We start from the raw sequence: 21,794 nt of genomic DNA, 5'->3' as shown, positions 1-21,794 counted from the left end.
TCCGTCGCTGTCAAATCTACCTGCCTTTTTTCATCTGCTTCAGGAGGGCGCTCATTTTCTGCGGCTGGGCGACCACGGGCTTCTTGGGAGCAAAACCCGGGCGATCCTTGCCCGCAATCTTGTTCTTGAGGTCTGCGATGGTCGCATGGCCCTGGATGCCGCCCTGCGGGCGGGCATTGCCGCGAACACCATCGCGGCCGCGGCCACCGAAGTTGCCGCGGGGACCGCCAACTCGCTGGCCGCGAGGGCCACTCACACCCGCACCTGCCACACCGTCGGTAGATTCCTGCTTCATCGAGAGGCTGATGCGCTTCTGGTTCGCATCTACGGCAACAACGCGCACCTTCACCACATCGCCCACAGTCAGGACTTCCTTCGCATCGGTCACGTACTTGTCGCTGATTTCAGAAATATGCACGAGGCCATCCTGGTGAACGCCAATGTCCACGAACGCGCCGAAGTTCGCCACGTTCGTGACCACGCCTTCCATCCAGCTGCCCGTAACGAGGTCGTTGATGGTCTTGATGCGGTCATCGAATTTCGCGTAGCGGAATTCCTTACGCGGGTCGCGGCTCGGCTTCTGCAGTTCCTTCACGATATCGTCGAGGGTAGCCTTACCCACCTCGTCGGAGAGGAACTCATCCACCTTGATACCCTTCACCGCTTCGGCATTGCCCACGATATCCTTCACCGGGACGCCGACCTTCTCGGCCATCTGTTCCACGAGGGCGTAGTTTTCGGGGTGCACCGCGGAATCGTCGAGCGGATTTTCGGCACCCGGGATGCGCATGAAGCCCGCCGCCTGCTCGAAGGCCTTCGGACCGAAGCCCTTCACCTTCTTCAGGTCTTCACGGCTTGCAAACGCGCCGTTCTCTTCGCGGTACTTCACGATGGCTTCCGAAAGCGTATTGCTGAGGCCCGCCACATGGGCAAGGAGCGGAGCGGATGCGCTGTTCACGTCCACACCCACCATGTTCACGCAGCTTTCCACCACTTCGTCGAGGCGCTTCTTGAGTTCGCGCTGGTTCACGTCGTGCTGGTACTGGCCAACACCGATAGACTGCGGGTCTACCTTCACGAGTTCGGCAAGCGGGTCCTGCAGGCGGCGGCCAATCGAAATCGCGCCGCGGGTCGTCACGTCTTCCTTCGGGAATTCCTGGATGGCAATCATGCTTGCACTGTAAACGGAAGCACCGGCTTCGCTCACGATAACGCGCGGCGGAACCTTGCCCTTGAACTTGAGGGCCATCTCGCCACAGAAGGCGTCGGTCTCGCGGCTCGCGGTTCCGTTACCGATGGCGATGAGGTCAATCTTGTACTTGTCGATGAGTTGCATCAGGTACACAGCGGCACCGGCCTTGTCGTTCCACGGTTCATGCGGCTTGATAATGCCATGATCCATGAACTTGCCGTTTTCGTCGAGCACAGCCACCTTGCAGCCCGTACGGAAACCCGGGTCGAGAGCGAGCACGGCCTTGTGACCCGCGGGGGCGGCAAGCAGAACGTCTTGCAGGTTCTTGCTGAACACCTTGAAGGCTTCCTCTTCGGCGGCGTCCTTGAGCATCAGGCGCACTTCGCTTTCCATGCTCGGCTGCAGCAGGCGTTCCCAGGCGTCCTGGCACATGGCCTCCAGGTACGGAGTCCAGGTCGTTTCGCCCTTGATAATCTGGGTCTTGAGGTAGCCGACCATTTCGTCGTTCGGCACTTCGATGGTGAGGCGCAGCACCTTCTCCTTTTCGCCACGGCGGAGCGCAAGCATGCGGTGGCTCGGAATCTTGCTGACCGGCTCGCTGAAGTCGTAGTAGTCCTTGAACTTTGTCTCCTGCTTCTCGAAATCCTTCTTGACCTTGGAAACCATCACGCCGGTCTTTTCCATCTTGGCACGGAGGTACTGGCGGAATTCGGTATTGTCGGCAACCTCTTCGGCGAGGATGTCGGCGGCACCCTTGAGGGCGGCCTTCGGGTCGGCGAGGCCCTTCTCCTCGGAGAGGTAGATGCGGGCGATTTCTTCGGCGGTATTGCCGGTATTTTCCTGAGCCCACATCAGGCGAGCCAGCGGTTCAAGACCGAGTTCCTTCGCGATGGTCGCGCGGGTGCGCTTCTTGGGCTTGTACGGGGCGTAAATATCTTCGAGGAGAGTCTTGTCCTTGCAGGCCTCGATCTGGGCCTTGAGTTCGGGAGTGAGCTTGCCCTGTTCCTCGATGCTCTTGAGCACCGTTTCCTTACGGTCGGCAAGTTCCTGCAAATAGTCGCGACGGTGGCTGATGTCGCGCAGTTCAATTTCGTTCAGCGTACCCGTCTGGTCCTTGCGGTAGCGGGCGATAAAGGGGACCGTGCCCCCCTGGTCCATGAGTTCAAGCGCCTTAGCGACGCGCCATACTTCGAGCTTCAGTTCTTCGGCAATAATTGCGGAAAAATCCATTTTCTATTCCTATATGTAGATTCCGTTTCCGGTTTTTAGGGTCATAAATGCCCTGGGTTGACAGAATCGCAATATAGCAAAAGAAAGTGTCAATTTTGTGACAAAGTGGTAATGCTATATTTTTTTTGATGTCCAGCGTCATCCTCTTCAACAAGCCCTTCGGCGTCCTGAGCCAGTTTACCCCCGAAGCGGGGCACCCGGCTCTCGACCAGTTCGGATTCCCGCCCGGAATCTATGCCGCCGGAAGACTAGACCACGACAGCGAAGGGGCCCTTTTGCTCACGGACGACGGAAAGCTCATCAAGAGGCTCCTCGACCCAAAATTCGAGCACCCGAGAACCTACCTCGCGCAGGTCGAAGGCAAAATCACGAAAGAAGCCGTCCAAAAGCTCATGCAGGGCGTCACCTTCAAGGGCTACCGTTCCAAGCCGTGCACCGCCGAAATTGCAAGCGAACCGGAATGGCTCTGGCCGCGCAACCCGCCCGTCCGATTCCGCGCCAACATCCCCACTTCGTGGGTCCGGCTCACGCTTATCGAGGGGAAGAACCGCCAGGTGCGCCACATGACTGCCGCGGTCGGCTTCCCGACGCTGAGACTCATCCGCACCAGGATCGGGAACGTCGAGCTCGGCGACCTGCAGCCCGGACAGTGGCGGGCCGTAACGGAGAAAATCCTTTAAACGGAATTTTCCATGCGCGGACTTTTCCGCGCGTAGATTTCCGGATTCCTGGAATAGAACCTGCGATGAGTCCAGCCGTACCAGAGGGCCGGATTTTCTTTTATGCGGGATTCGAGCCAGATGTTGAAGGCGGGCAAGACACCGCAGGGAGCGGATGCGCGGGGCAGTTCAATCGCATGGAGGACACGCAGCGAACCGCGGGCATCCTCCAGCCAGCAGATAAACACGGGCGTCTCGGGGCGGTGCCGGAGCAAAAAATCCGGAAGCGGGTTGTTGCGTACGGGCCTGTGCATGAACTCGCCCTCGAGCGCGCTCGGGATTCTACTATCCTGGTCAGCCAGCAGACAAACTAACTTCTTGCTATCGAGCAGGCGCAAGAACTCCCGCGGGGTGCGCGCATCAACGCCGTAAGGGCGACCATCGACGGCCCGAATTCGTTTATCCAGAATGCGATTGAGCCACGCGGGCCTTAGCGGGATGTAGCTCGCCACCAGCGGTATGCCGAGGCGACAGAGCCACGGGCCTATCGCCTCGTAGTTTCCGAAATGAGCCGTAAGAAAAATTCCGCCAGCACGCATTTTCTCGAGAACCGGGGCAGAACCTTCCGCGAGGGCAAAGTTCCAGCCGTCGATGCGGCAAGGATATGCGGAAAGTTCGCGGGGCAACTTCTTGAACGAGCCAAACCGGAAAAGGATTTCGCCCGCATGGCGCGTGAGGTTGCAGATGAGCGTGCGGTAGAACGTTCCCGGCCGGGAAATGCGCAGCGGGCTCCCTTCACGGGGTTCCGCGCCATCCACGTGTCGCAAGTTCGCGTAAACCGTCCCCTTTTTCCACCCGCAGGTGCAAAGCACGAAACCGGCGGTTCGCGCGAACACTTTTGACATGATGGAACGGAGCACAGGCATATTTGCATAAAATATACTTAAACGGGCGCGGCCGACACACAAAAAATAATACTAGATTGTTTGCCAGCGCGGCACGTGTCGCGACGGAGTTTTTTTATGGCAATTTTCAATAGCATTCTCGAAACTATCGGCAACACACCACTCGTACGCATCAACAAGTTGAACAAGGGCGGGGCCGAAGTCTACGTAAAACTCGAAAGTTTCAACCCGCTCGGAAGCGCGAAGGACCGCGTGGCGTTCAACATGATTGAACGCGCCGAAAAGGAGGGCAAGCTCAAGCCGGGCGCGCTCATCATCGAGCCGACCAGCGGCAATACGGGCGTCGGGCTCGCCTACGTGGGTGCGGTGAAGGGCTACAAGGTGGTGCTCACGATGCCCGATTCCATGAGCATGGAACGCAGGCTGCTATTGAAGGCGCTTGGGGCCGAGGTCGTGCTGACCGAAGGCGCAAAGGGCATGGCAGGCTGCATCGAGAAGGCAAACGAGATTGCGGAGCAGAACCCGGGGAGTTTTATTCCGCAGCAGTTCGAGAATCCGGCGAACCCGGAAGCGCACTACCTCACCACGGGGCCCGAAATCTGGCGCGATACCGACGGCAAGGTGGACGTATTCATCGCGACGGCGGGCACGGGCGGAACCGTAAGCGGAACCGCGAAGTACCTCAAGGAAAAGAACCCGAACGTTTATGTAATCGCGATTGAACCCGATGATTCCCCGATGATATCGAAGGGCGTGGCGGGTCCGCACAAGATACAGGGAATCGGCGCGAACTTTATCCCGAAAATCTACGACCCGAAGGTGGTCGACGAGGTGTACCTCACCAGCACCGAGAAAGCCGGTAACGCGGCCCGCGCGGCAGCAAGCGAAGAAGGCATCTTTGTCGGGATTTCGTCCGGAGCGGCTCTGGAATGCGCGTTGACGGTCGCCAAGCGCCCCGAATTCAAGGGCAAGCGGATTGTCGCGCTCCTCCCCGACACAGGCGAACGCTACCTGAGCACCTGGCTCTGGACGGAAAAGTAGCCCGTATAGTTATATTTCAATAAACAAGTATTCGAAAATAGGAGATTCACCAAATGGTCATTACCGTATTTATCCTGTACCTGCTGATGATGCTCGGTATCGGATTCTACTTTTCCAAGAAGGCGAACAGCCTGAACGCCTACTACCTGGGCAACCGCGGCATGAACAAGTGGGTCGTGGCCATGTCCGCGCAGGCCTCCGACATGAGCGGCTGGCTCTTGATGGGCCTCCCGGGCGCCATCTTCGTGAGCGGTTTCTCCGAAGCGTGGATCGGCATCGGCCTCGTCATCGGTACGTACCTCAACTGGAAAATCGTGGGCCGCAGGCTCCGCAAGTACAGCCACTTCTGCGGCGATTCCATTACGCTCCCCGACTTCTTTGCAAACCGCTTCCGCGACAACAAGGGAATCATCCGCGTCATCGCCTCGATTTTCATTCTCGCGTTCTTCCTGTTCTACACCGTGTCTGGCTTTGTCGCTAGTGCGAAACTCTTCGGCACCATCTTCAACATGAACTACACCACGGGCCTTATCATCGGTGCGGTCGTCGTGGTGAGTTACACCTTCATGGGCGGTTTCTTCGCCGTGTGCTGGACCGACTTTATTCAGGCGACCATGATGCTCATCGCCGTCATCGCCATTCCCTCGATTATCATGGCAGGTTCGGGCGGTTTTGCAGCCACCATGGATGCGGTGAACGCGCAGAACCCCTACCTGATGAGCCTGTTCACCAACGCCACCACCGGCAAGTCCATCGGGCTGATTGCGTTGATTTCTAGCCTCGCGTGGGGCCTCGGCTACTTCGGCATGCCGCACATCCTGGTGCGCTTCATGAGCATCAAGAACGCCGAAGACATCAAGTTCTCCCGCCGTGTCGCCATGACCTGGGTCACCATCTGCCTCGGTGCCGCCATCATGATTGCCATTCTCGGTCGCTACTACGTGGAAGCGAACGGCATTACCGTCGCCGACCCGGAACGCATCTTCATGATTCTCTGCCAAGCGCTCTGCCATCCGGCTGTCGCCGCCATCCTCATGGCCGCTATCCTTGCCGCCATCATGAGTACCGCCGACTCCCAGCTGCTGGTTTCGGCTTCGGCCTTCAGTAACGATCTCTACAAGCACCTGTTCCGCAAGAATGCGAGCAACAAGGAAGTCATGTGGGTGAGCCGCGGCGTCGTGGTGCTCATTACGGTTATCGCGGTCATCGTCGCCATGCAGGGGGCGCCCGGCGCCGACGGCGCTAAACAGGGCAAAAGCTTCCTCGACGTGGTGATGAGCCTCGTGAGCTTTGCCTGGGGCGGATTCGGTGCCACCTTCGGCCCGATTATGCTCCTTGCCCTGTTCTGGAAGCGTACCACGCTTCCGGGCGCCATCGCGGGCATGCTCGTGGGCGGCATCACCACCTTCGTGTGGAAGTTCTACCTCTCCGGATTCTCCGCCGAAATCTTCCAGATTTACGAACTCGTGCCCGGCTTCGTGCTGAGCTTCGCGACCATCGTGATCGTGAGCCTCTGCACCAAGGCCCCCAGCAAGGAGATTCAAGAAGAGTTTGATGCGGTGGAACACACGCGCCTGAGCGATATGACGCTGTAATCCACCGAAAAGGCTTTAGCATTTATTTCATTTGAAAAACACCCTGCGTAAAAGCAGGGTGTTTTGTTTTTACATTGAGGTAAATAAACTATTTCAGCGTCACAAACTTGTTCGCAAGTATCTTCCCGCGGGCATCGAGCAACTTTGCCACGTAGCGGCCCGCAGGGATTTTTTCAAGCGAAACGTGCGCGAGCCCCGCCACCTGCTTGGAAAGCACCGCCTTGCCCGTCACGGCGAATAGCGAGAGCATACTGCCCGCAGGCGCGGTCACATGGAGCAAGCGTTTTTCCAGCTGCAGGGACGGCACGAAGTTCGCCACCTGGCGTGCAGCGCGGACCGTAAAGAATTCCGTACCTTCGGGCGCTCCGACAATCGTCCCGCGGCCCACGGTGCTCATGTACACCACGCCGAAGTTGTTCATGTCGCCCTGCACAAAGTTCCCGTTACCCGGGCCGCCGAACTGGTGCTTGTCGTCGTTGATGCGTTCGAATGTCTTGCACTTGTCGGTACTGCGGTAGATTCCAATCGGGTCGCCTTTCTTCGCGGCACCCCAGATAAATATCGTCTCGTAGTCAGCGCCTTCCTTGGCCTTGCCGATACCCACCGCAATGGCAGTCTTCGCACCCTCGCAGCGCGTCCAGTCCTTGCCGCCGTTCTCGCTGTAGGCAAGCCCGTTCTCGCTGAAGCCCTTCGGGAGCCACATCTGCGCCTGGTCCATCGGGACCCACACGTGGCCTTCCCTACCCGGCACCGTGCGGATGAGGCCGCCGCCGTTGTAGTATTCGCCCGCGGCGTCGTTCTGCAGGCGCGCGCCGTATTTCGCGAAGCTCTTGCCGCCGTCATCGGAGCGGTACAGGTTCGCCTGCGCATCCATCACGTAGAACACGTCCGGATTCACGGGGTCCGCGACAATGCGGGAATTCTGCGTCTGCCCGCCGTCGAGTTCCACCGCGGTCCAGGTCGCGCCGTTATCGGCGGAGCGGTACGTGGTCGAACCCATCTCGGGGCGGTGCAGCATCACCTTGCCGTCGGCGGAGAGCACCACCATACCCTTCGGGCCCTTGAGCGTCGTCTTCACGCTGTCCCATGTCTTGCCCATGTCGTCGCTGCGGTACATCACGTTGTAGTTGATGCTTTCGTACTGGCCGTACACGGTAATCACGCCCGTGCGCAGCAGGCTTCCGCTGAGCGGCGCGAACGCCATGCTCTCTGTGGAGCCGACCGTCGGCGTGTGCCTCTGGGCGCTCGCGTTGATATCGGTATAGACGGCGCCGTCATAGTCGCCAATCGCGGTCACCAGCGGGCCGCCCGGAATGCTCACGATATCGAGCGGGACGGTCTCCTCGATGCCGCGGGACATGAACTTCCACACGGGCACCTTCGCGGTGATGTCGTCGGTCATGAATATGCCGTTGCCGCTCGTGACCCACGCCTGCTTGTTGTCGAACGGGTTAATCTCGAGCGAACCCGCCCAGTGGATGGCGTTGCCCGGAATCCAGTCCGTGCCATTTGCGTCGATGTTGATGCCGTCGCCGTAGTGCTGCCCGTGAATCCACGTCTTGCCGCCATCCGTGGTCGTGTAGATGCGGTCGCCGTAGTTGTCGCGCTCCTCGCCCTTCGCGTTCTTCGCGAGGTGACGCCCCGTGTACTTGCCGAGCGTCGAGACCACGATGTGCTTCGGGTCCTTCGGGTCGATGGAAATGCCACCGTAAGAACTATAGTCCTTCTCGTAGGTGGTGGGGCTCTGCTCGTGCGTCACCGAATCGCTCGGGGTGATATCTTCCCACGTGCCGCCCGCGATGTTGTACTTGTAGACCGCACCGCTGCTGATATTGTGCGGGCCCGGACCGTCGGCGTAGGTAATGTACATGTCGCCACCCACAATCTTCGCGCGGTGGGGCATCAGGTTCGCGGGACCTCCCGAAACGGCCTTCCAGGTGGCGCCGCCGTCGTTACTCACCTGCAGGTTGTCCTTCGTTTCGGAGATGCCGATGTAAATCGTCTTGGTCGAGCCATCGGCATTCGTGCCCTGCGCCTCGTCGAACATCACGAAGCTGATACCGTTCACACCGTTCAGGCTCGATTCCTTCGCATCGGAAAGCGCGACCTTGTAGGCGCTCGTCCACGTCTTGCCGTAGTCGGTACTCTTGTAGAGGCCCTTCGTGCGGCTCCCGCAGAAGATAATGTTCGGCTTGTTCGGGTCCACCGCGAGCTTTTCGCCGGTCTGGCGGCCCATGCCGTTGCCGTGGGCGAGCATTTCCACGTAGCTCGTGTCCCAGGTGGCACCGTAATCCTCGCTCCGGAGCACGGCAGTCCGGCCCTGGCTAAAGTAGCCCGTCCCGCCGAGCACGTAGATGCGCTTCGGGTCGGTCGGGTCGAGCGCGAACGCCTCGGTGCCGTACAGGCCCTTGTCGTTCTCCGAGATCCAGTCCATCAGCGGGATCCACCTCTTGTTCTCGAAATCGAAGCGGTAGATGCCGCCCACGTCGGTTCGCGCATAGAGCACATTTTCGGCCTTCGGGTGGAAGATTACCGCCGACACGAAGCCGCCGCCATCGAAGCGGACATTGCCCCAGTTGTAGTTTTCGGCCTGCGAAAGGCCCGCACCCGCCGCGACCAGCGCGGCACCCAGCATCAATTTTTCGAACATATTCTTACCAAACATAAAGGTACAACACCCCCATACACCGGATATGAAAATATATTATTGGGCTCCGGTGCGCCACGAAATGCGGCAAGGGCGCCCCAAAAGCGTTTATGCAAACACAACAAGGCAAAAATCGCCCCAAATTTCCAGAATCCCTTTACAAAACGGCCTTTTTTATTAAATTTGGAACACTCGCGGGAGTAGCTCAGTTGGTAGAGCGCGACCTTCCCAAGGTCGATGTCGAGGGTTCGAGACCCTTTTCCCGCTCTAAAAACAAAGAAGACGCCACCAGGCGTCTTTTTTGTTTTTTAGAGTAGGGAGAAAAAGGTGGCGAGAACCCTCGAAGAGGGTTCGGCAGTAGCGCCCGAGGCGAGCGCAGAAAAACAGAATGTTTTTATGCCGAGCCGACCAAGCGGACGTCGAAGACGTCACAAAAGTGCCGTGGGCACGAAGTGACCATGTAATAGGCACTTTTTGAGCTTGATGCGAGTCCCACGAGCATCGAGCCCGTAGGGTTGACAATCAGCCGCGCAGCGGAGTCTGATTGTCAACAAACCCTTTCTCCGCTAGAAAAGAGTCCACTTTTTTTTCTATCATTGTCGCATGCATTTCCGCAAAAACGTTTTCAGTATCTTCGCAGCGACCATCGTGCTCACCGCTTTCTGCGCAAGCCAGAGCGCCGCAGATGAGGAAAAATCCCTGTGGCAGCGTTTCGTCGACTGGTTCAAGCCCGCCCCCTCGCTCGAAGGCGAAGGCCCGCTTTACGACGAGCTGCGCGAACTGGAAACCCAGATTGACCGCATCGAAGGACGCTACTCGCGCGAACGCAGGCCCGGCAACAAGACCCGCCTGAAAAAGGAAATGGAAGACCTTAAAACCAAGCGCGAAAAGCTTATCGACAAGATCCGCGAAGAGGAAAAGGCCAAGAAGAACGCGCAGGGCGCCACGGCAAACAGTGCAGCCTCTCCAGCAAGTTCCGCAAGCAACGCGCCGACAAGCAGCACCCCTTTGACAGACGCTTCGACAGGTGCTTCGGCAAGCTCAGCATCCTTATCACAGGCAGTCTGCGCACACGACACCGTCTTCGTGCGCGACACGGTCATCGTTCACGATACGTTGTACGTAATTGTTTCAGGTAAGCCCGGCGAGCAGCAGGCACCCGCGGATTCCGCTACGGTTCCAGGTAATAAGTAGGCCTCACGCCCAGCAGTTTCTCGTCGGCATCCAGTTCTGCCGCCGGCTCATTGCGTCCGACAACAAGCGCGCTGTCAAAACCAGCGACATACGCGCCGTACACATCCGTCCCGAGCGTATCGCCAATCATAACCGCTTTCGCGCCCGCGGGCAAGGTCGCGCGGACCTTCTGCCATATTCCGGGGAACGGTTTGCCGAAATATTCCGCAGCGCAGCCCGTTTCCCGGCGCAGGCGTTCGCAAAGTTCGCCCGAGACAGGCGCGCGAGTCCCGTCAATCCGCGGGGCCCACGCATCCGGGTTCAAGACCAGCAACAGCGCTCCGGGCCGGCGCAAGATAGCTACCGCCTGCGCGTACATCTCATCCGTCGCCGTCGAAGAAGAAATCGCCACCACGGGCGAAACCGGATTCTCCACGGCAGCAATCCCGCATTCGGCGAGCACGTTCACGCCCGTCGCACGCCCGATGTAATAGACCTCGCGACCGGCACCAAAAGGCGAGCCACCCGCAGGCAGGACCGACAGCCAACCCTTCAGCAGGCTACCGGAAGAAATCGTTTCTGCGACAGTGAAATCGAACCCGCGGGCATCCGCCTCTTCGGCGAGGGCCTGGTCCAGGTTCGACGCCGCATTCGTGACCAGTCGGATTTGCTTTCCTGCACGCCTCAGCGCGCCAAACCACTCCTTCGCGCCCGGGTACACGAAGTCGCCACGGTTGTACAGCGTGCCGTAACCGTCAAAGCAGAAGGCATCGTACTTATCGATAATGTCGGAGAGGCGCACGTGAACAGGTTCCCCCGCAGGACGAGTGCTACCGGCAAACGCGCCCGACTTTTCAACAAGCGCGCGGTACCGCCCGTATATTTCGAGTTCCAGCGGTTCCATGCAAACTAGCGACGCTTGACGCCGAACACCCGCGAGAGGTTTTCCGGTTGCAGGTCGCTTCGGTAAATCACCTTGCCCCCGTATTCAACGGCAGCAAAGATATTCGCGATATAGGCGCCCGTCGATACGCGGCGATGGTGCATGTCCATCAGGTTCCACCGCAGCGAGAGGAACGTAGGCTTGTGTTCGAACCTCGAGTCGCTCCCCTTTATTTCGTAGGATGTCCCCGCAACATACGCTCCGAGATTCGTATAGATCCGGACACTGTAGGTAATCTTCAGTTTCGAAAGATCAAGGGGGGCGTTTGCCTCCATCCTTTCTGCATTACGGACGGCATCTTCAAAACTCTGCCCGAGAACTTCCATTGTCATCCGCCACCTGTGGTAGCCATCATTCTGCTCTTCCTCTTCCGACAAGAAGTCCAGTTCGAAAATCGGCTGGTCATCTGCAACCGAGGTTTCCTCGTCCTCGACAAGTTCCGTCACATTCAGCAGGAACGGATAGAAACCATCCACCTCCACGAACCTGCCATTCTTCAACACGGTATTCGACGAGGTATCCTTGATGCAACCGCTGGTTAGGCGAAGGGAGTCTCCGGGAGAAAGCCTCACATTGAGCGAAAGGTCCTTGTCAAATATGAACAGCGCCTTAGTGGCCAGCTGGCTCCACTCTACCGAAGATGCAGGCAGGTAGCGCACCGTCGAATCGCCAGTCTTCTTGAATTCCAGCATTGCGTCGCAACCGTCGACAGCCTCGGCCCACTCGGTAAAATTCACCTGAAGCGTATCAGCCCTGTTTCCACGGTAGCTCTTCAAATGCGCCTCCCGAATCGCAGGCGACATACCATCCCGCATTACCACATGAAATACCGAACTGTCCGCAAGATACAGATCAACCCTGCCATATGGCCTCACCGACATAAACGCCGAAGAGATTGTCGTAATGCGCTCAAAATTTTTCTGATTCACGCCGACCAACATCTGCCGTACGTTCGTCGTATCAAGCCGCATATCCGCAGGGAACGCAACAAAGTGGGAAATCAAGCCCGTCGTGTCAACCCAGGTATAAGTGAGGCTGTCGATTTTTTCGTCAATATAGTCCTGGCTTATTGCCCCCAGGAACCTTACGACAATCCGGTCCATGCGACCGTCACCGTCGGTATCGCGGAAAAAGTTCTGCTTGGAGCTCGGCGGAATCGGATTCTGGATAAACGCCGCAAACGCCCCACTGCACAGCAGGGCAACCGCAAGACATATTTCTAGAACCTTACGCATCACTCCTTAATATACCATAATCTCGGCCTTCAACGGGAATCACCAGCTGCATCTTGGCCAAAGTTTTGATGTATTTCTGGAAAACGGCCTTGAAATCCTCGCCCAGCACCTCCTCGTCGTCGTTATCGAGGTTGTAGGCGACGTAACTTCCGTCCGCAAAAATGGAAATACAGCAGTCCCAGGTGATGTCGCCTTCCAGTTCTTCCTGGTCGTCGTCTCGGTCCTGGCTTTCGAGCATGAGCATCGGGCGCGGAGCCGGGATAGCCTCCGCATGGCCGTTCTCGTAGACAAAGTAATTGCGGCTGATGAGTTCGTGTTCGAGCGCCATCGTGGAGGGCTCGCGTTCAAACTCGCCACGCAAGCGGCGGATGTTTCCGAGGTCATCCTCGTAGGGGTCCTCGAAATCCTTCGGGAGCACAATCTGGTAGTAGTCGAACTGCTTGCCGCTCGCCGCATAGTTGTCGAGCCAGGCCTGCGGCGGTTCGGGGCGCAACGTCAAGAAGTCCTCGAAAGAATCGAGAATGTCGTGAAGGCGGGATTCCCAACCCTCGCCCCTCTGGGCTTCAATCAACTGCATCAGGTTACCCAGGCGCTCTTCGCCCGGGATGGAAGTGAGTTCCTCTCCCGGCACGCCACTCATGTCAAATTCAGCCATATTACCATTCCTCCACGCTCTTTACGGTCAGGCTCATCGCAATGTCCTTCTCGTAGTAAGCGGGTTCATTGATGAAGATGGGCCACACGCTCTCGCGCCCGTCGGCCTCGCCTTCGTACAAAATGTCCTTCCCGTCGAAGGTGCGGAACAGTTTGTCGCCCTTCTTAAGTTCGCGATAATCCGCCCCAAGCAAATCGGGGTGGATCATCGCCTCGATGGGGGCGCCCGCCCATGCCTTCGGGTAACCGAGGTCGCGCAACTGCGTGTAGACTTCCACCTGGATAGGGGAGCGCTTCTGCAGTTCCCCGCGGTTCCATTCGTCCGCAAGTTCTAGGTAACGCTTCACCAGTTTTTCCGCCTGTTCAAAGAGGCGGGCATCCAGCGTGCCGTGCTGCTGCGGGCCAATTTCAATGCACACGTCCGCCTTCGCGACCGTGCCAAAGTAGGGCGACGCACTGCGCTCCTCCGGCTGGTAGTAAATCCAGGCGTCATCGAATTCCTGCGTCAAGACGGCGGAGGCCTTCATCGTGAACGGGTCACGCGCCGAAAGAATCAGGCACAGCCCCATGTTCGAGCCCGTGTTGTGCACGTCGAGCAACAGGTCGGTCTTCGTGTTTGCGCCCTTCGGGCCGTAAATGCGGTTCAGTTCGCGCGCACGCCTAAACTCGTACTGTTGCGGTTCAAGAGAAGCGTCGAGACAGACCTGCGAAAAGGAACGGTTCAAATCAAAATCGCGATAACGCCGGTTAAGCCGCATGGCCTCCGGGTTCGCAAGTACCAGCGAAACATCTGCGCTGGGGCAGCACGCGCCGTAGCATTCGGGGCACGCCATCCACTTCTCGACCAAGCGAACACCCGTCCGCTCGTTTCCGTGCGTCCCGCCAGCAACGACAATTTTGCGAATTAAGCTCATGTAATATATTATAGTAATTTCTACATTTGCGCGCATGGACCTGGACTTCAACCGCAAGCTTTCCATCGCGCCGATGCTCGACTGCACCGACCGTCACGAGCGCTACTTTCTGCGCCTGATTTCAAAGCATATCTTGCTCTACAGCGAGATGGTTGTCGCAAACGCGGTGCTCCACGCAAAGCCGGAACAGTTCCTCGGGCACGAAGCCTTCGAGCACCCCGCAGTTCTGCAGCTCGGGGGCAGCAACCCGGCCGACCTCGCGCAGGCAAGCAAGCTCGTGGAAACCGCGGGTTTCCAGGAAGTGAACCTGAACTGCGGATGCCCTTCCGACCGCGTGCAGAACGGAAACTTCGGGGCTTGCCTCATGAAGGATAAGAACCTCGTGGCTGACTGCTTCAAGGCCATGCGGGACGCAGTTTCCATTCCCGTCTCCATCAAGTGCCGCATCGGGGTCGACGAGTTCGACAGCTGGGAATTCTTCACTGATTTTGTACAAACTATCAGCAATGCAGGCTGCAGGGTTTTCATCGTACATGCGCGCAAGGCCTGGCTCCAGGGACTCAGCCCCAAGGAGAACCGCGAGGTCCCGCCGCTGCACTACGACTTCGTGCACCGCCTCAAGGCCGAGATGCCAAGCCTGAACATCAGCATCAACGGCGGCATCAAGACGCTCGACCAGGTGGAAGAGCAACTGCAGGACCTGGACGGAGTGATGGTCGGACGCGAAGCGTACGAGAACCCGTGGTTCCTGCACGACGCCGACGAACGGATTTTTAACGACCTGCGACCGGCGAGCGACAACCCCGCAGACATTATCGCCGGCAAGGCACGCCCCGCCACCCGCAAGGCGCTGCTCGAGGCCTACCTCCCCTACGTGGAGAAGCAGACCGCCGAAGGCTGCCCCGCGACCATCCTCGTGCGCCACCTGTACGGGCTATTCACCGGACTCCCCGGCGCCCGCAAGTTCCGCCAGATGCTGAGCAACAACGCCCCGCGCGCCGCACAGTTCGGCGGGGCCGCGGCACTTATCCGCCAGGCGATGGACCAGGTGACCGAAGCCTAGCCCAAAACCGTCCCCGACCACCATCGCCCGTCCGGCCATAAAAACCCAGCCCTTTTGCAATTCCCCTTGACAAAAGGCCAAAAATTTTCTCTATTTGGGTGCACATTTTTAAGTTTAACCTTTAACGGAGATACAACCATGCCTTGCGGAAAGAAAAGAAAGCGCAGGAAGATTGCGACCCACAAGCGTAAAAAGCGCCGTCGTCGTGACCGTCACAAAAAGAAACTTCGCTAATATCCGTTAGCATCTTCTTGTGATTTCCAAAAGACGGAGTGAAAAACTCCGTTTTTTAGTTTTTTTGTTTTTAGGGCTTGCCCAAAGGAATCAAAATGATTGATCGCAACAAGCACTTCCTTCGCCTGATGGACTGGAGTGAAGAAAAAATCCTCGAAACCGTCGAAATCGCCTCCCGCCTGAAGGCCGAAGTTCACGCCGGCAAGGTGTCCGACCGTCTGCACGGCCAGAACATCGCCATGTTCTTCGAGAAACCCTCGCTGCGCACCATCACCACGTTCCAGGTGGGCATGAACCAGCTCGGCGGCCACGCCGTGCTCCTCGCCCCGGATTCAATCGGGCTCGGCAAGCGCGAAAGCGTGAAGGACGTCGCCCGCTGCCTCAGCCGCTGGGTGAATGCCATCGTAGTCCGTTGCTTCAAGCAGCAGCTCGTGGAAGAACTCGCCGAATTCGGTAGCGTCCCTGTGGTGAACGCTTTGACCGACGACTGCCACCCCTGCCAGGCAATCGCGTTTGCGCAGATGATTTGCGAGAACCTCGGCGGTTTCAAGAACGCCGACGGCAAGCCGAAGACTGTCGCCTTCATCGGTGACGGCAACAACGTGGCAAACTCCTTCCTCGCGCTCGCCTCCAAGGTGGGCATGAACTTCACGCTCGCCTGCCCCAAGGGTTTCGAGCAGCCGAAGAACGTGGTGGAAGAAGCCGCCGCCGGCCTCAAGAAGCACGGCTGCCAGTACCGCGTGTTCAACGACCCGAAGGAAGCCGTCAAGGACGCCGACATCCTCTATAGCGACGTCTGGGTGAGCATGGGCCAGGAAGGCGAAAAGGCCGAAAAGCAGAGCCACTTCCTCCCGTTCCAGATCAACGACGAACTCCTGAAGCTCGCTCCGGCCCATTGCAAGGTGAGCCACTGCCTGCCCGCACACCGCGGCGAAGAAATCACGGACTCCGTGATGGACAACCTCGACGTGAACATGAGCTTCGAAGAGGCTGAGAATCGCCTCCATGCACATAAAGCCGTATTGTGGCAAGTGATGCAACCGTTTAACGCTTAATAGCGGGAAAAAGTTAAAATTGTCATGCCCGCCCTGTGCGGGCATCTCCTTTTTTAAGGAATCGAAAAATGTCCTTCGTTCAAGATCTTAAGGAAAAAGTTTTAGGCGGTTACGAAATCAACCGCGAGGAAGCCATTAAACTGCTCGACGCCAACCTCGGCGAACTCACGCAGGCCGCAAACGAAATTCGCGAGAAATTCCACGGAAACGATTTCGACTTCTGCTCCATCGTGAACGCCCGTAGCGGACGCTGCTCCGAAAACTGCAAGTATTGCGCACAAAGTAGTTACTACCACACAGGCGCCCCTGAATACAAACTGCTCAGCGCCGACGAAATCGTGAAAGACGCCAAGAAGAAAGAGGCCGCCGGCATCCCCCGCTATTCCATCGTCACCTCGGGCCGAACCCTTTCGAATCGGGACGTGGAGCAGATTTCCGAAGCCATCCGCAGGCTCAAAAAGGAGACGAAACTTTCCGTCTGCCTTTCGGCAGGGCTCTTGAACAGGGAACAGTTCGACAAGCTAAAAGAGGCCGGCCTTACCCGATTCCACAACAACCTGGAAACCTACCGCAGGCACTTCCCCGACGTTTGCACCACGCACACCTACGACGACAAGATTGCCACCTTGCATAACGCGCTTGCCGCAGGTCTTGAAATCTGCAGCGGCGGCATCATGGGCCTCGGCGAGACGATGGAAGACCGCATCGACATGTGTCTCGACCTCCGCAAGCTTGGCGTCAAGTCCACCCCGGTAAACGTGCTGAACGCTATCCCGGGCACGCCTTACGAAAACTTGCCCAAACTCACGAACGACGAGTTCTGCCGCATCGTGGCGATTTACAGATTCATCAACCCGAAGGCTTTCATCCGCCTCGCGGGCGGGCGCGGCGTCCTGGGCGACGACGGCAAGCGGGCATTCAAGAGCGGCGCGAACGCGGCCATCACCGACGACATGCTCACTACCGCCGGCGTCAACAGCTGCAAGGATTTCGAACTCGTGAAGGGCCTCGGATTCAAACCGCACGGATTCATCGGATAGGAAAGCACAGCCCCCTAAAGGGAGCGCATTTTAATTACATTTCGTAGCGATGGTTTCGCTTTCGAAAATCGCAAGTTTGGCGTTAGTCCCGATATGTGCGGGCCTGATTGGCTGCACTTTCCCGATGCGCACGGGCTACGACAGGAACATCGGCGACTACAAGCCCATTGCGCAAGCATCGGCAGAACAGGAGAACTCTTCAAAAAAAACGCCCACCCAAACCGGCAACCACAAGACATCCGCAGGAGACGTCAAGCAGGCCGCCGCAAAGAAGTCTATCCCGGAACCGCCCGCCCCGAAAACAACCTTCGAAGAATACGCCAGCAAGTGGCTCGGCACGCCCTATGTCTACGGTGCAAATTCCACCAAAGGGACCGACTGCTCCGGCTATGTCATGCAAGTCTATAAGGGCTTTTTCAACATCGCCCTCCCCCACAACGCCCACATGATGTACAAGGACGAACGCGGAAAATCCGTCAGCCGAGGGAGCCTGCGCGAAGCCGACCTCATCTTTTTCGGAAGTTTCTGGAAAATCAGCCACGTGGGAATCTACCTCGGCGGCGACAGGTTCATCCACGCCAGTTCCAGCCGCGGAGTCATCATCTCGAACCTGAACGAGAAATACTACAAGAACAAGTACCAGGGCGCACGAAGGTTCAAGTAGCTTTCTATCTTTCGCACTATGAAGAAAATCGCATTTCAGGGCCGTCGCGGGGCCTACAGCGAAAGCGCCGCATATCACTTGTTCGGAAACGATATCGAAGTTGTCCCGATGGACACGTTCGAGCAGATTTTCCAGGGCATCGAGACCGGCGCCGTGGACGGCGGAGCAATCCCCATCGAGAACTCCACCGCGGGTTCCATCTACGACAACTACGACCTGCTGTACAAGTGGCGCCACCCTATCGTGGGCGAAGTCAAGCTCCAGATTTCGCATAGCCTGTGCGCGCTCCCCGGGGCAAAGCTTGCCGACCTGAAGGAGGTGCTGAGCCACCCGCAGGGCCTTGCACAGTGCAGCCGATTCTTCGGGCGCAACCCGAAAATCAAGAGCACCGCGTTCTACGATACCGCAGGCAGCGCCGAAGAGGTTGCGAAGCGCGGCGATAAAACCGTAGGCGCCATTGCGAGCGCCTACGCCGGCAAGTTCTACGGCCTGGATATCTTGGCCGAAGGTATAGAGAACTTGCCGGGGGTGAACTTCACCCGGTTTTACGCCATCCAGAAGACGGCAAACCCGCTCCCGGAAGAAGGCACAATCAAGACAACGTTGTTGTTCATGCTGAGCGATTCCGGCAAGTCAGGAGCACTGCATGCCGCACTCGGGTGTTTCGCGAAACGCGACCTGAACCTCACCCGCATCGAGAGCCGCCCGCATCCTGACCGTCCGTGGGAATACATATTCCACCTCTCCTTCGAAGGAAGCCCGAAGGACCCTGCCGTCATCGAGGCGCTCGAGGAACTGCAGAGCTACTGCGACTTCGTATACCGTCTCGGGAGTTTCCGCGAAGGCACGACGGAGAAGTTGTCGTATTAGACGAAAGAACGGCTCTGCGAGCCTATAGACGAAAGACGAAAGGAAGATGAAGCCGCCAAACTTTAACCACAAAGTGGATAACGCCGTAACTGAGCCCATAGTTCGACAGGTTCACCAACCACTAGCCACCGTTTACTAACCACTATTTTATCACTATGACTTACACACGTACAGACAGAAAACCTGAAGAATACCGCAATCTCAAGATGACCACCGGCTTTATTTCGAGCGCCGACGGTTCTGTGCTCATCGAGATGGGACGCACCCGCGTCATCTGCAACGCGACCCTCCTGCCGAAAGTTCCCGACTGGCTCGCCGGTCGCGGTACCGGATGGATTACCGCCGAATACAGCCTGCTCCCGCAAAGCACGGGCAAGCGCGTAGAACGCGAACGCAAGGGCGCGAGTGGCCGCACGCAAGAAATCCAGCGTCTGGTGGGCCGTTCGCTGCGGGGTGCCGCCGACCTGGCCGCACTCGGCGAGAATGCCATCGTGGTCGACTGCGACGTGATCGAAGCCGACGGTGGCACGCGTACCGCGAGCATCATCGGCGGCTTCGTGGCCCTTGCCATTGCCCTCAAGAAAATCAAGGAACGCCTCGGCATCACGCAGCAGATTCTGAAGCACGGCATCACAGCAATCTCCGTGGGCGTCGTCTCGGGCAAGCCGCTCTGCGACCTGTGCTACGTAGAAGATTCCGCCGCCGACGTCGACATGAACGTCGTAATGCAGGACGCAAAGAATTTCATCGAGGTGCAGGGCACGGGCGAACACGCGAGTTTCGACCGCAACATGCTCAACACGCTCCTCGACCTCGGCGAAAACGCCTGCAAGGATATCTTCAAGAAGCAGATGGAACTTATTGGCGGAGAACTTCCCTAGTTCCGTCGTCAACCGATATATTCACTCCGTCAATATCCGTACTGACGTTTGACCCACCGGGACGGATTTGATATATCTCGAACGCGCCCTCGTAGACGCCACTATCCAGCTGGACCTCAAACCTGAGTTCCGTCATGTAATCGAAGAACGCCTCTTCAATCGTAATCGAAGGTCCGAATCCCTGCTGTTCGAATTCGGTCCAGCTCAGGCAGCGGAGAACCATATTGCCAACATCCTCCGGCTTGATGAGGGTCGCCTGCGGCAAGTCATACTCCAATTCTCTTTCTTTCACGGGCGACATGCCCATCTTCAGGACAATCGGCGCATCGGAGGTCAGCATATAGCAGGCGCCACCGGTCCAAGTCTTCATCTCGGAGAACACATCCGAGCCTTCCCCGGCAACACGGATTGCCACACCGAACTCAGCGCTGCGTCCCGCATCCGGCGCCCCCAGCATCGACAATCTCCTGTACGAGATTTTCATATTATCATCTTCGCCCCTTTCTATCTGCACATCCAGCTGGCGCTCGTCGACACTATCGCCCCAATACGGCAACCAGTAAGGCAAGTCCATAATGCTGTTCTCTGGCGGTACCTCCGAGCCACTCGAAGCAGGCATTCCCGGACCGGACGAACTCGACGTTCCGGAGGAAGAGGACACGCTAGACGAAGAATCGTTTTCCGCAAGAGCGTTATTTTCATCCGTAGTTCCGGCGACATGCGTCGAGCATGCGACAAGGAGAAGCAGCAGCAAGCCGGGCAGGCACTTCAAACGCTCAAGCATCGTTTTCCTCCGGCACGGGCCAAGAAAGGGGAAACAGTTGCAAATTTAGCCTATAAACCTGCTTCACGTTTTTCGAGGAATTCGCTATCGTCACGATACGGCGGCGAAACGCATCCATCTCGCGTATAATTTGTTCGTAAGTTTCCCGATCGACGCCCATGGTAACACCCTGGAAGTTGCGATCCGATATCGCAAAGTCGTCTACGGCCGCCACGGCGAATTTCGCCATATCGCGGTGCATGGAACGGATCGCCACGGGCATGACCTCGGAATCTCCCCTCAGCGCCTTGTCTGTCTGGGTGTAGCAGCCGTTCCTGTCCTTCTTCAGGAGGCTCACCTTGGTCATGAAGTCCAGGGACTCGCGAACTTCACCCGCCGAGATTTCCTGGCAGCAGCGTTTCGCGATGTCCCCGGGCTTCGCCCCCGGCATCACCGGGGCCAATTCGCGGACTACGGGATTCTTCCATGACTCAAAATAAGCGAAAGCGTCGCCATCGACTACTTTCACCTTGTTCTCCTTTGCTATGCCCAGCATCTCGTCGTACGCCTTTTTGCGGTCGTAGTCCGTCTTTGCATGCGCATACCTAACCATCGCACGGAAGTAATCTACTTCGTATCCGATCAGCCCCATGGCCCGGGCGGTCCGATCCACGCCATCGTTCTTGAGCCTTGTCTTGCCTTCGCAGACAAGCTTCAGATACGTCGGCGATACGAAACCGGATAACCGAGCGAATTCCCGCCACGTGAATGCGGAATTCCTTTTCTCCTCCTCATAGAATTCCTGCATGTAACGACGGTAATCCTGATACTCGGTTATCGGTTTCATACGTGCATTAATATAGCTCTTTTTTATTCGTTTGTCAATAGTCTACGATACAAAATTAACGATTTTACAAAGATTTAAGCACTTTTTTAGTTGTTTATAAAAAACACAAAATCCATGATACAAAAAGCGCGAAAACCAGATAAATTAGGGGAACCCCCTCAAAAAGCCTTAACATGAAAAAACCGGGCT

General features: G+C 57.5%; 19 protein-coding genes and 1 tRNA gene. 11 read left to right on the top strand and 9 right to left on the bottom strand.

Features of this window, described 5'->3' with window-relative positions; genetic code table 11:
* Positions 1-16: 16 nt before the first annotated feature.
* A complete protein-coding gene (locus B4B27_RS00415; RefSeq protein WP_290722585.1) occupies positions 17-2,422 on the bottom strand; it encodes a Tex family protein in 2,406 nt (801 codons plus the stop codon).
* A gap of 128 nt (positions 2,423-2,550) precedes the next feature.
* Here B4B27_RS00415 and B4B27_RS00410 point away from each other — a divergent pair, with 128 nt between their 5' ends.
* Positions 2,551-3,102, top strand: a complete 552-nt coding sequence (locus tag B4B27_RS00410; protein ID WP_290722583.1) for a pseudouridine synthase — start codon at positions 2,551-2,553, stop codon at positions 3,100-3,102.
* Here B4B27_RS00410 and B4B27_RS00405 read toward each other — a convergent pair.
* On the bottom strand, positions 3,099-4,007 hold the full coding sequence (locus tag B4B27_RS00405) for a lysophospholipid acyltransferase family protein (RefSeq protein ID WP_290722582.1): 909 nt from the start codon (positions 4,005-4,007) through the stop codon (positions 3,099-3,101). The two genes, B4B27_RS00410 and B4B27_RS00405, sit on opposite strands and share 4 nt — an antisense overlap.
* Before the next feature lie 96 nt (positions 4,008-4,103).
* Here B4B27_RS00405 and cysK point away from each other — a divergent pair, with 96 nt between their 5' ends.
* Both cysK and putP read left to right on the top strand, forming a co-directional pair.
* Positions 4,104-5,027: a cysteine synthase A gene (gene cysK / locus B4B27_RS00400; RefSeq protein ID WP_290722581.1), complete on the top strand. Its 924-nt coding sequence runs from the start codon at positions 4,104-4,106 to the stop codon at positions 5,025-5,027.
* Between the two features lie 53 nt (positions 5,028-5,080).
* Positions 5,081-6,622 (top strand): sodium/proline symporter PutP, encoded by a 1,542-nt coding sequence (gene putP, locus B4B27_RS00395; RefSeq protein WP_290722580.1) that lies wholly within the window; start codon positions 5,081-5,083, stop codon positions 6,620-6,622.
* A gap of 88 nt (positions 6,623-6,710) precedes the next feature.
* On the opposite strand, the gene B4B27_RS00390 is transcribed toward putP, so the two are convergent.
* Positions 6,711-9,272 carry a VPS10 domain-containing protein gene (locus tag B4B27_RS00390; RefSeq protein WP_290722579.1) on the bottom strand — a complete coding sequence of 854 codons (2,562 nt, stop codon included), beginning with the start codon at positions 9,270-9,272 and terminating at the stop codon, positions 6,711-6,713.
* A 191-nt stretch (positions 9,273-9,463) separates the two neighbouring features.
* On the opposite strand from B4B27_RS00390, the gene B4B27_RS00385 reads away from it, so the two are divergent.
* Both B4B27_RS00385 and B4B27_RS00380 read left to right on the top strand, forming a co-directional pair.
* Positions 9,464-9,536 (top strand) — tRNA-Gly (locus B4B27_RS00385).
* A gap of 336 nt (positions 9,537-9,872) precedes the next feature.
* Entirely contained in the window at positions 9,873-10,463 is a 591-nt protein-coding gene (locus B4B27_RS00380; RefSeq protein ID WP_290722578.1) for a hypothetical protein, read from the top strand.
* Here B4B27_RS00380 and B4B27_RS00375 read toward each other — a convergent pair.
* Genes B4B27_RS00375 through B4B27_RS00360 form a run of 4 tightly spaced genes read right to left on the bottom strand, consistent with a single transcriptional unit; the run spans position 10,441 to position 14,188 of the window.
* Positions 10,441-11,346, bottom strand: a complete 906-nt coding sequence (locus B4B27_RS00375) for an HAD-IIA family hydrolase (protein ID WP_290722577.1) — start codon at positions 11,344-11,346, stop codon at positions 10,441-10,443. The two genes, B4B27_RS00380 and B4B27_RS00375, sit on opposite strands and share 23 nt — an antisense overlap.
* A gap of 5 nt (positions 11,347-11,351) precedes the next feature.
* Positions 11,352-12,620: a hypothetical protein gene (locus B4B27_RS00370; protein ID WP_290722576.1), complete on the bottom strand. Its 1,269-nt coding sequence runs from the start codon at positions 12,618-12,620 to the stop codon at positions 11,352-11,354.
* Positions 12,613-13,275, bottom strand: coding sequence for a hypothetical protein (locus B4B27_RS00365; RefSeq protein WP_290722575.1), 663 nt, complete (start codon positions 13,273-13,275; stop codon positions 12,613-12,615). The genes B4B27_RS00370 and B4B27_RS00365 overlap by 8 nt, the downstream gene beginning before the upstream one ends.
* Position 13,276: 1 nt before the next feature.
* Positions 13,277-14,188 (bottom strand): aspartoacylase, encoded by a 912-nt coding sequence (locus tag B4B27_RS00360; protein ID WP_290722574.1) that lies wholly within the window; start codon positions 14,186-14,188, stop codon positions 13,277-13,279.
* A gap of 34 nt (positions 14,189-14,222) precedes the next feature.
* On the opposite strand from B4B27_RS00360, the gene dusA reads away from it, so the two are divergent.
* The 6 genes from dusA (at position 14,223) to rph (ending at position 19,995) form a co-directional block, all read left to right on the top strand.
* On the top strand, positions 14,223-15,251 hold the full coding sequence (gene dusA / locus B4B27_RS00355; protein ID WP_290722572.1) for a tRNA dihydrouridine(20/20a) synthase DusA: 1,029 nt from the start codon (positions 14,223-14,225) through the stop codon (positions 15,249-15,251).
* A gap of 329 nt (positions 15,252-15,580) precedes the next feature.
* Positions 15,581-16,540, top strand: a complete 960-nt coding sequence (gene argF, locus B4B27_RS00350) for an ornithine carbamoyltransferase (RefSeq protein ID WP_173365766.1) — start codon at positions 15,581-15,583, stop codon at positions 16,538-16,540.
* A gap of 68 nt (positions 16,541-16,608) precedes the next feature.
* A complete protein-coding gene (gene bioB, locus B4B27_RS00345; protein WP_290722571.1) occupies positions 16,609-17,580 on the top strand; it encodes a biotin synthase BioB in 972 nt (323 codons plus the stop codon).
* Between the two features lie 49 nt (positions 17,581-17,629).
* Positions 17,630-18,244 (top strand): C40 family peptidase, encoded by a 615-nt coding sequence (locus B4B27_RS00340; RefSeq protein ID WP_290722570.1) that lies wholly within the window; start codon positions 17,630-17,632, stop codon positions 18,242-18,244.
* A gap of 18 nt (positions 18,245-18,262) precedes the next feature.
* Positions 18,263-19,114 carry a prephenate dehydratase gene (locus B4B27_RS00335; protein WP_173380840.1) on the top strand — a complete coding sequence of 284 codons (852 nt, stop codon included), beginning with the start codon at positions 18,263-18,265 and terminating at the stop codon, positions 19,112-19,114.
* A 155-nt stretch (positions 19,115-19,269) separates the two neighbouring features.
* Complete coding sequence (gene rph, locus B4B27_RS00330) at positions 19,270-19,995, top strand: ribonuclease PH (RefSeq protein WP_173380839.1); 726 nt, start codon at positions 19,270-19,272, stop codon at positions 19,993-19,995.
* Here the strand turns inward: rph and B4B27_RS00325 are convergent.
* Together B4B27_RS00325 and B4B27_RS00320 are read right to left on the bottom strand one after the other, a co-directional pair.
* On the bottom strand, positions 19,973-20,779 hold the full coding sequence (locus B4B27_RS00325; RefSeq protein ID WP_290722569.1) for a hypothetical protein: 807 nt from the start codon (positions 20,777-20,779) through the stop codon (positions 19,973-19,975). The two genes, rph and B4B27_RS00325, sit on opposite strands and share 23 nt — an antisense overlap.
* Positions 20,772-21,605 carry a TIGR02147 family protein gene (locus tag B4B27_RS00320; RefSeq protein WP_290722568.1) on the bottom strand — a complete coding sequence of 278 codons (834 nt, stop codon included), beginning with the start codon at positions 21,603-21,605 and terminating at the stop codon, positions 20,772-20,774. The genes B4B27_RS00325 and B4B27_RS00320 overlap by 8 nt, the downstream gene beginning before the upstream one ends.
* Positions 21,606-21,794: the final 189 nt, after the last annotated feature.

Origin of the sequence: Fibrobacter sp. UBA2449 (assembly GCF_002342555.1) — a bacterium.
Lineage (GTDB): Bacteria > Fibrobacterota > Fibrobacteria > Fibrobacterales > Fibrobacteraceae > Fibrobacter.
Note: the sequence above shows the minus strand (reverse complement) of the source record. Positions and strands in the feature narration are given on the sequence as shown.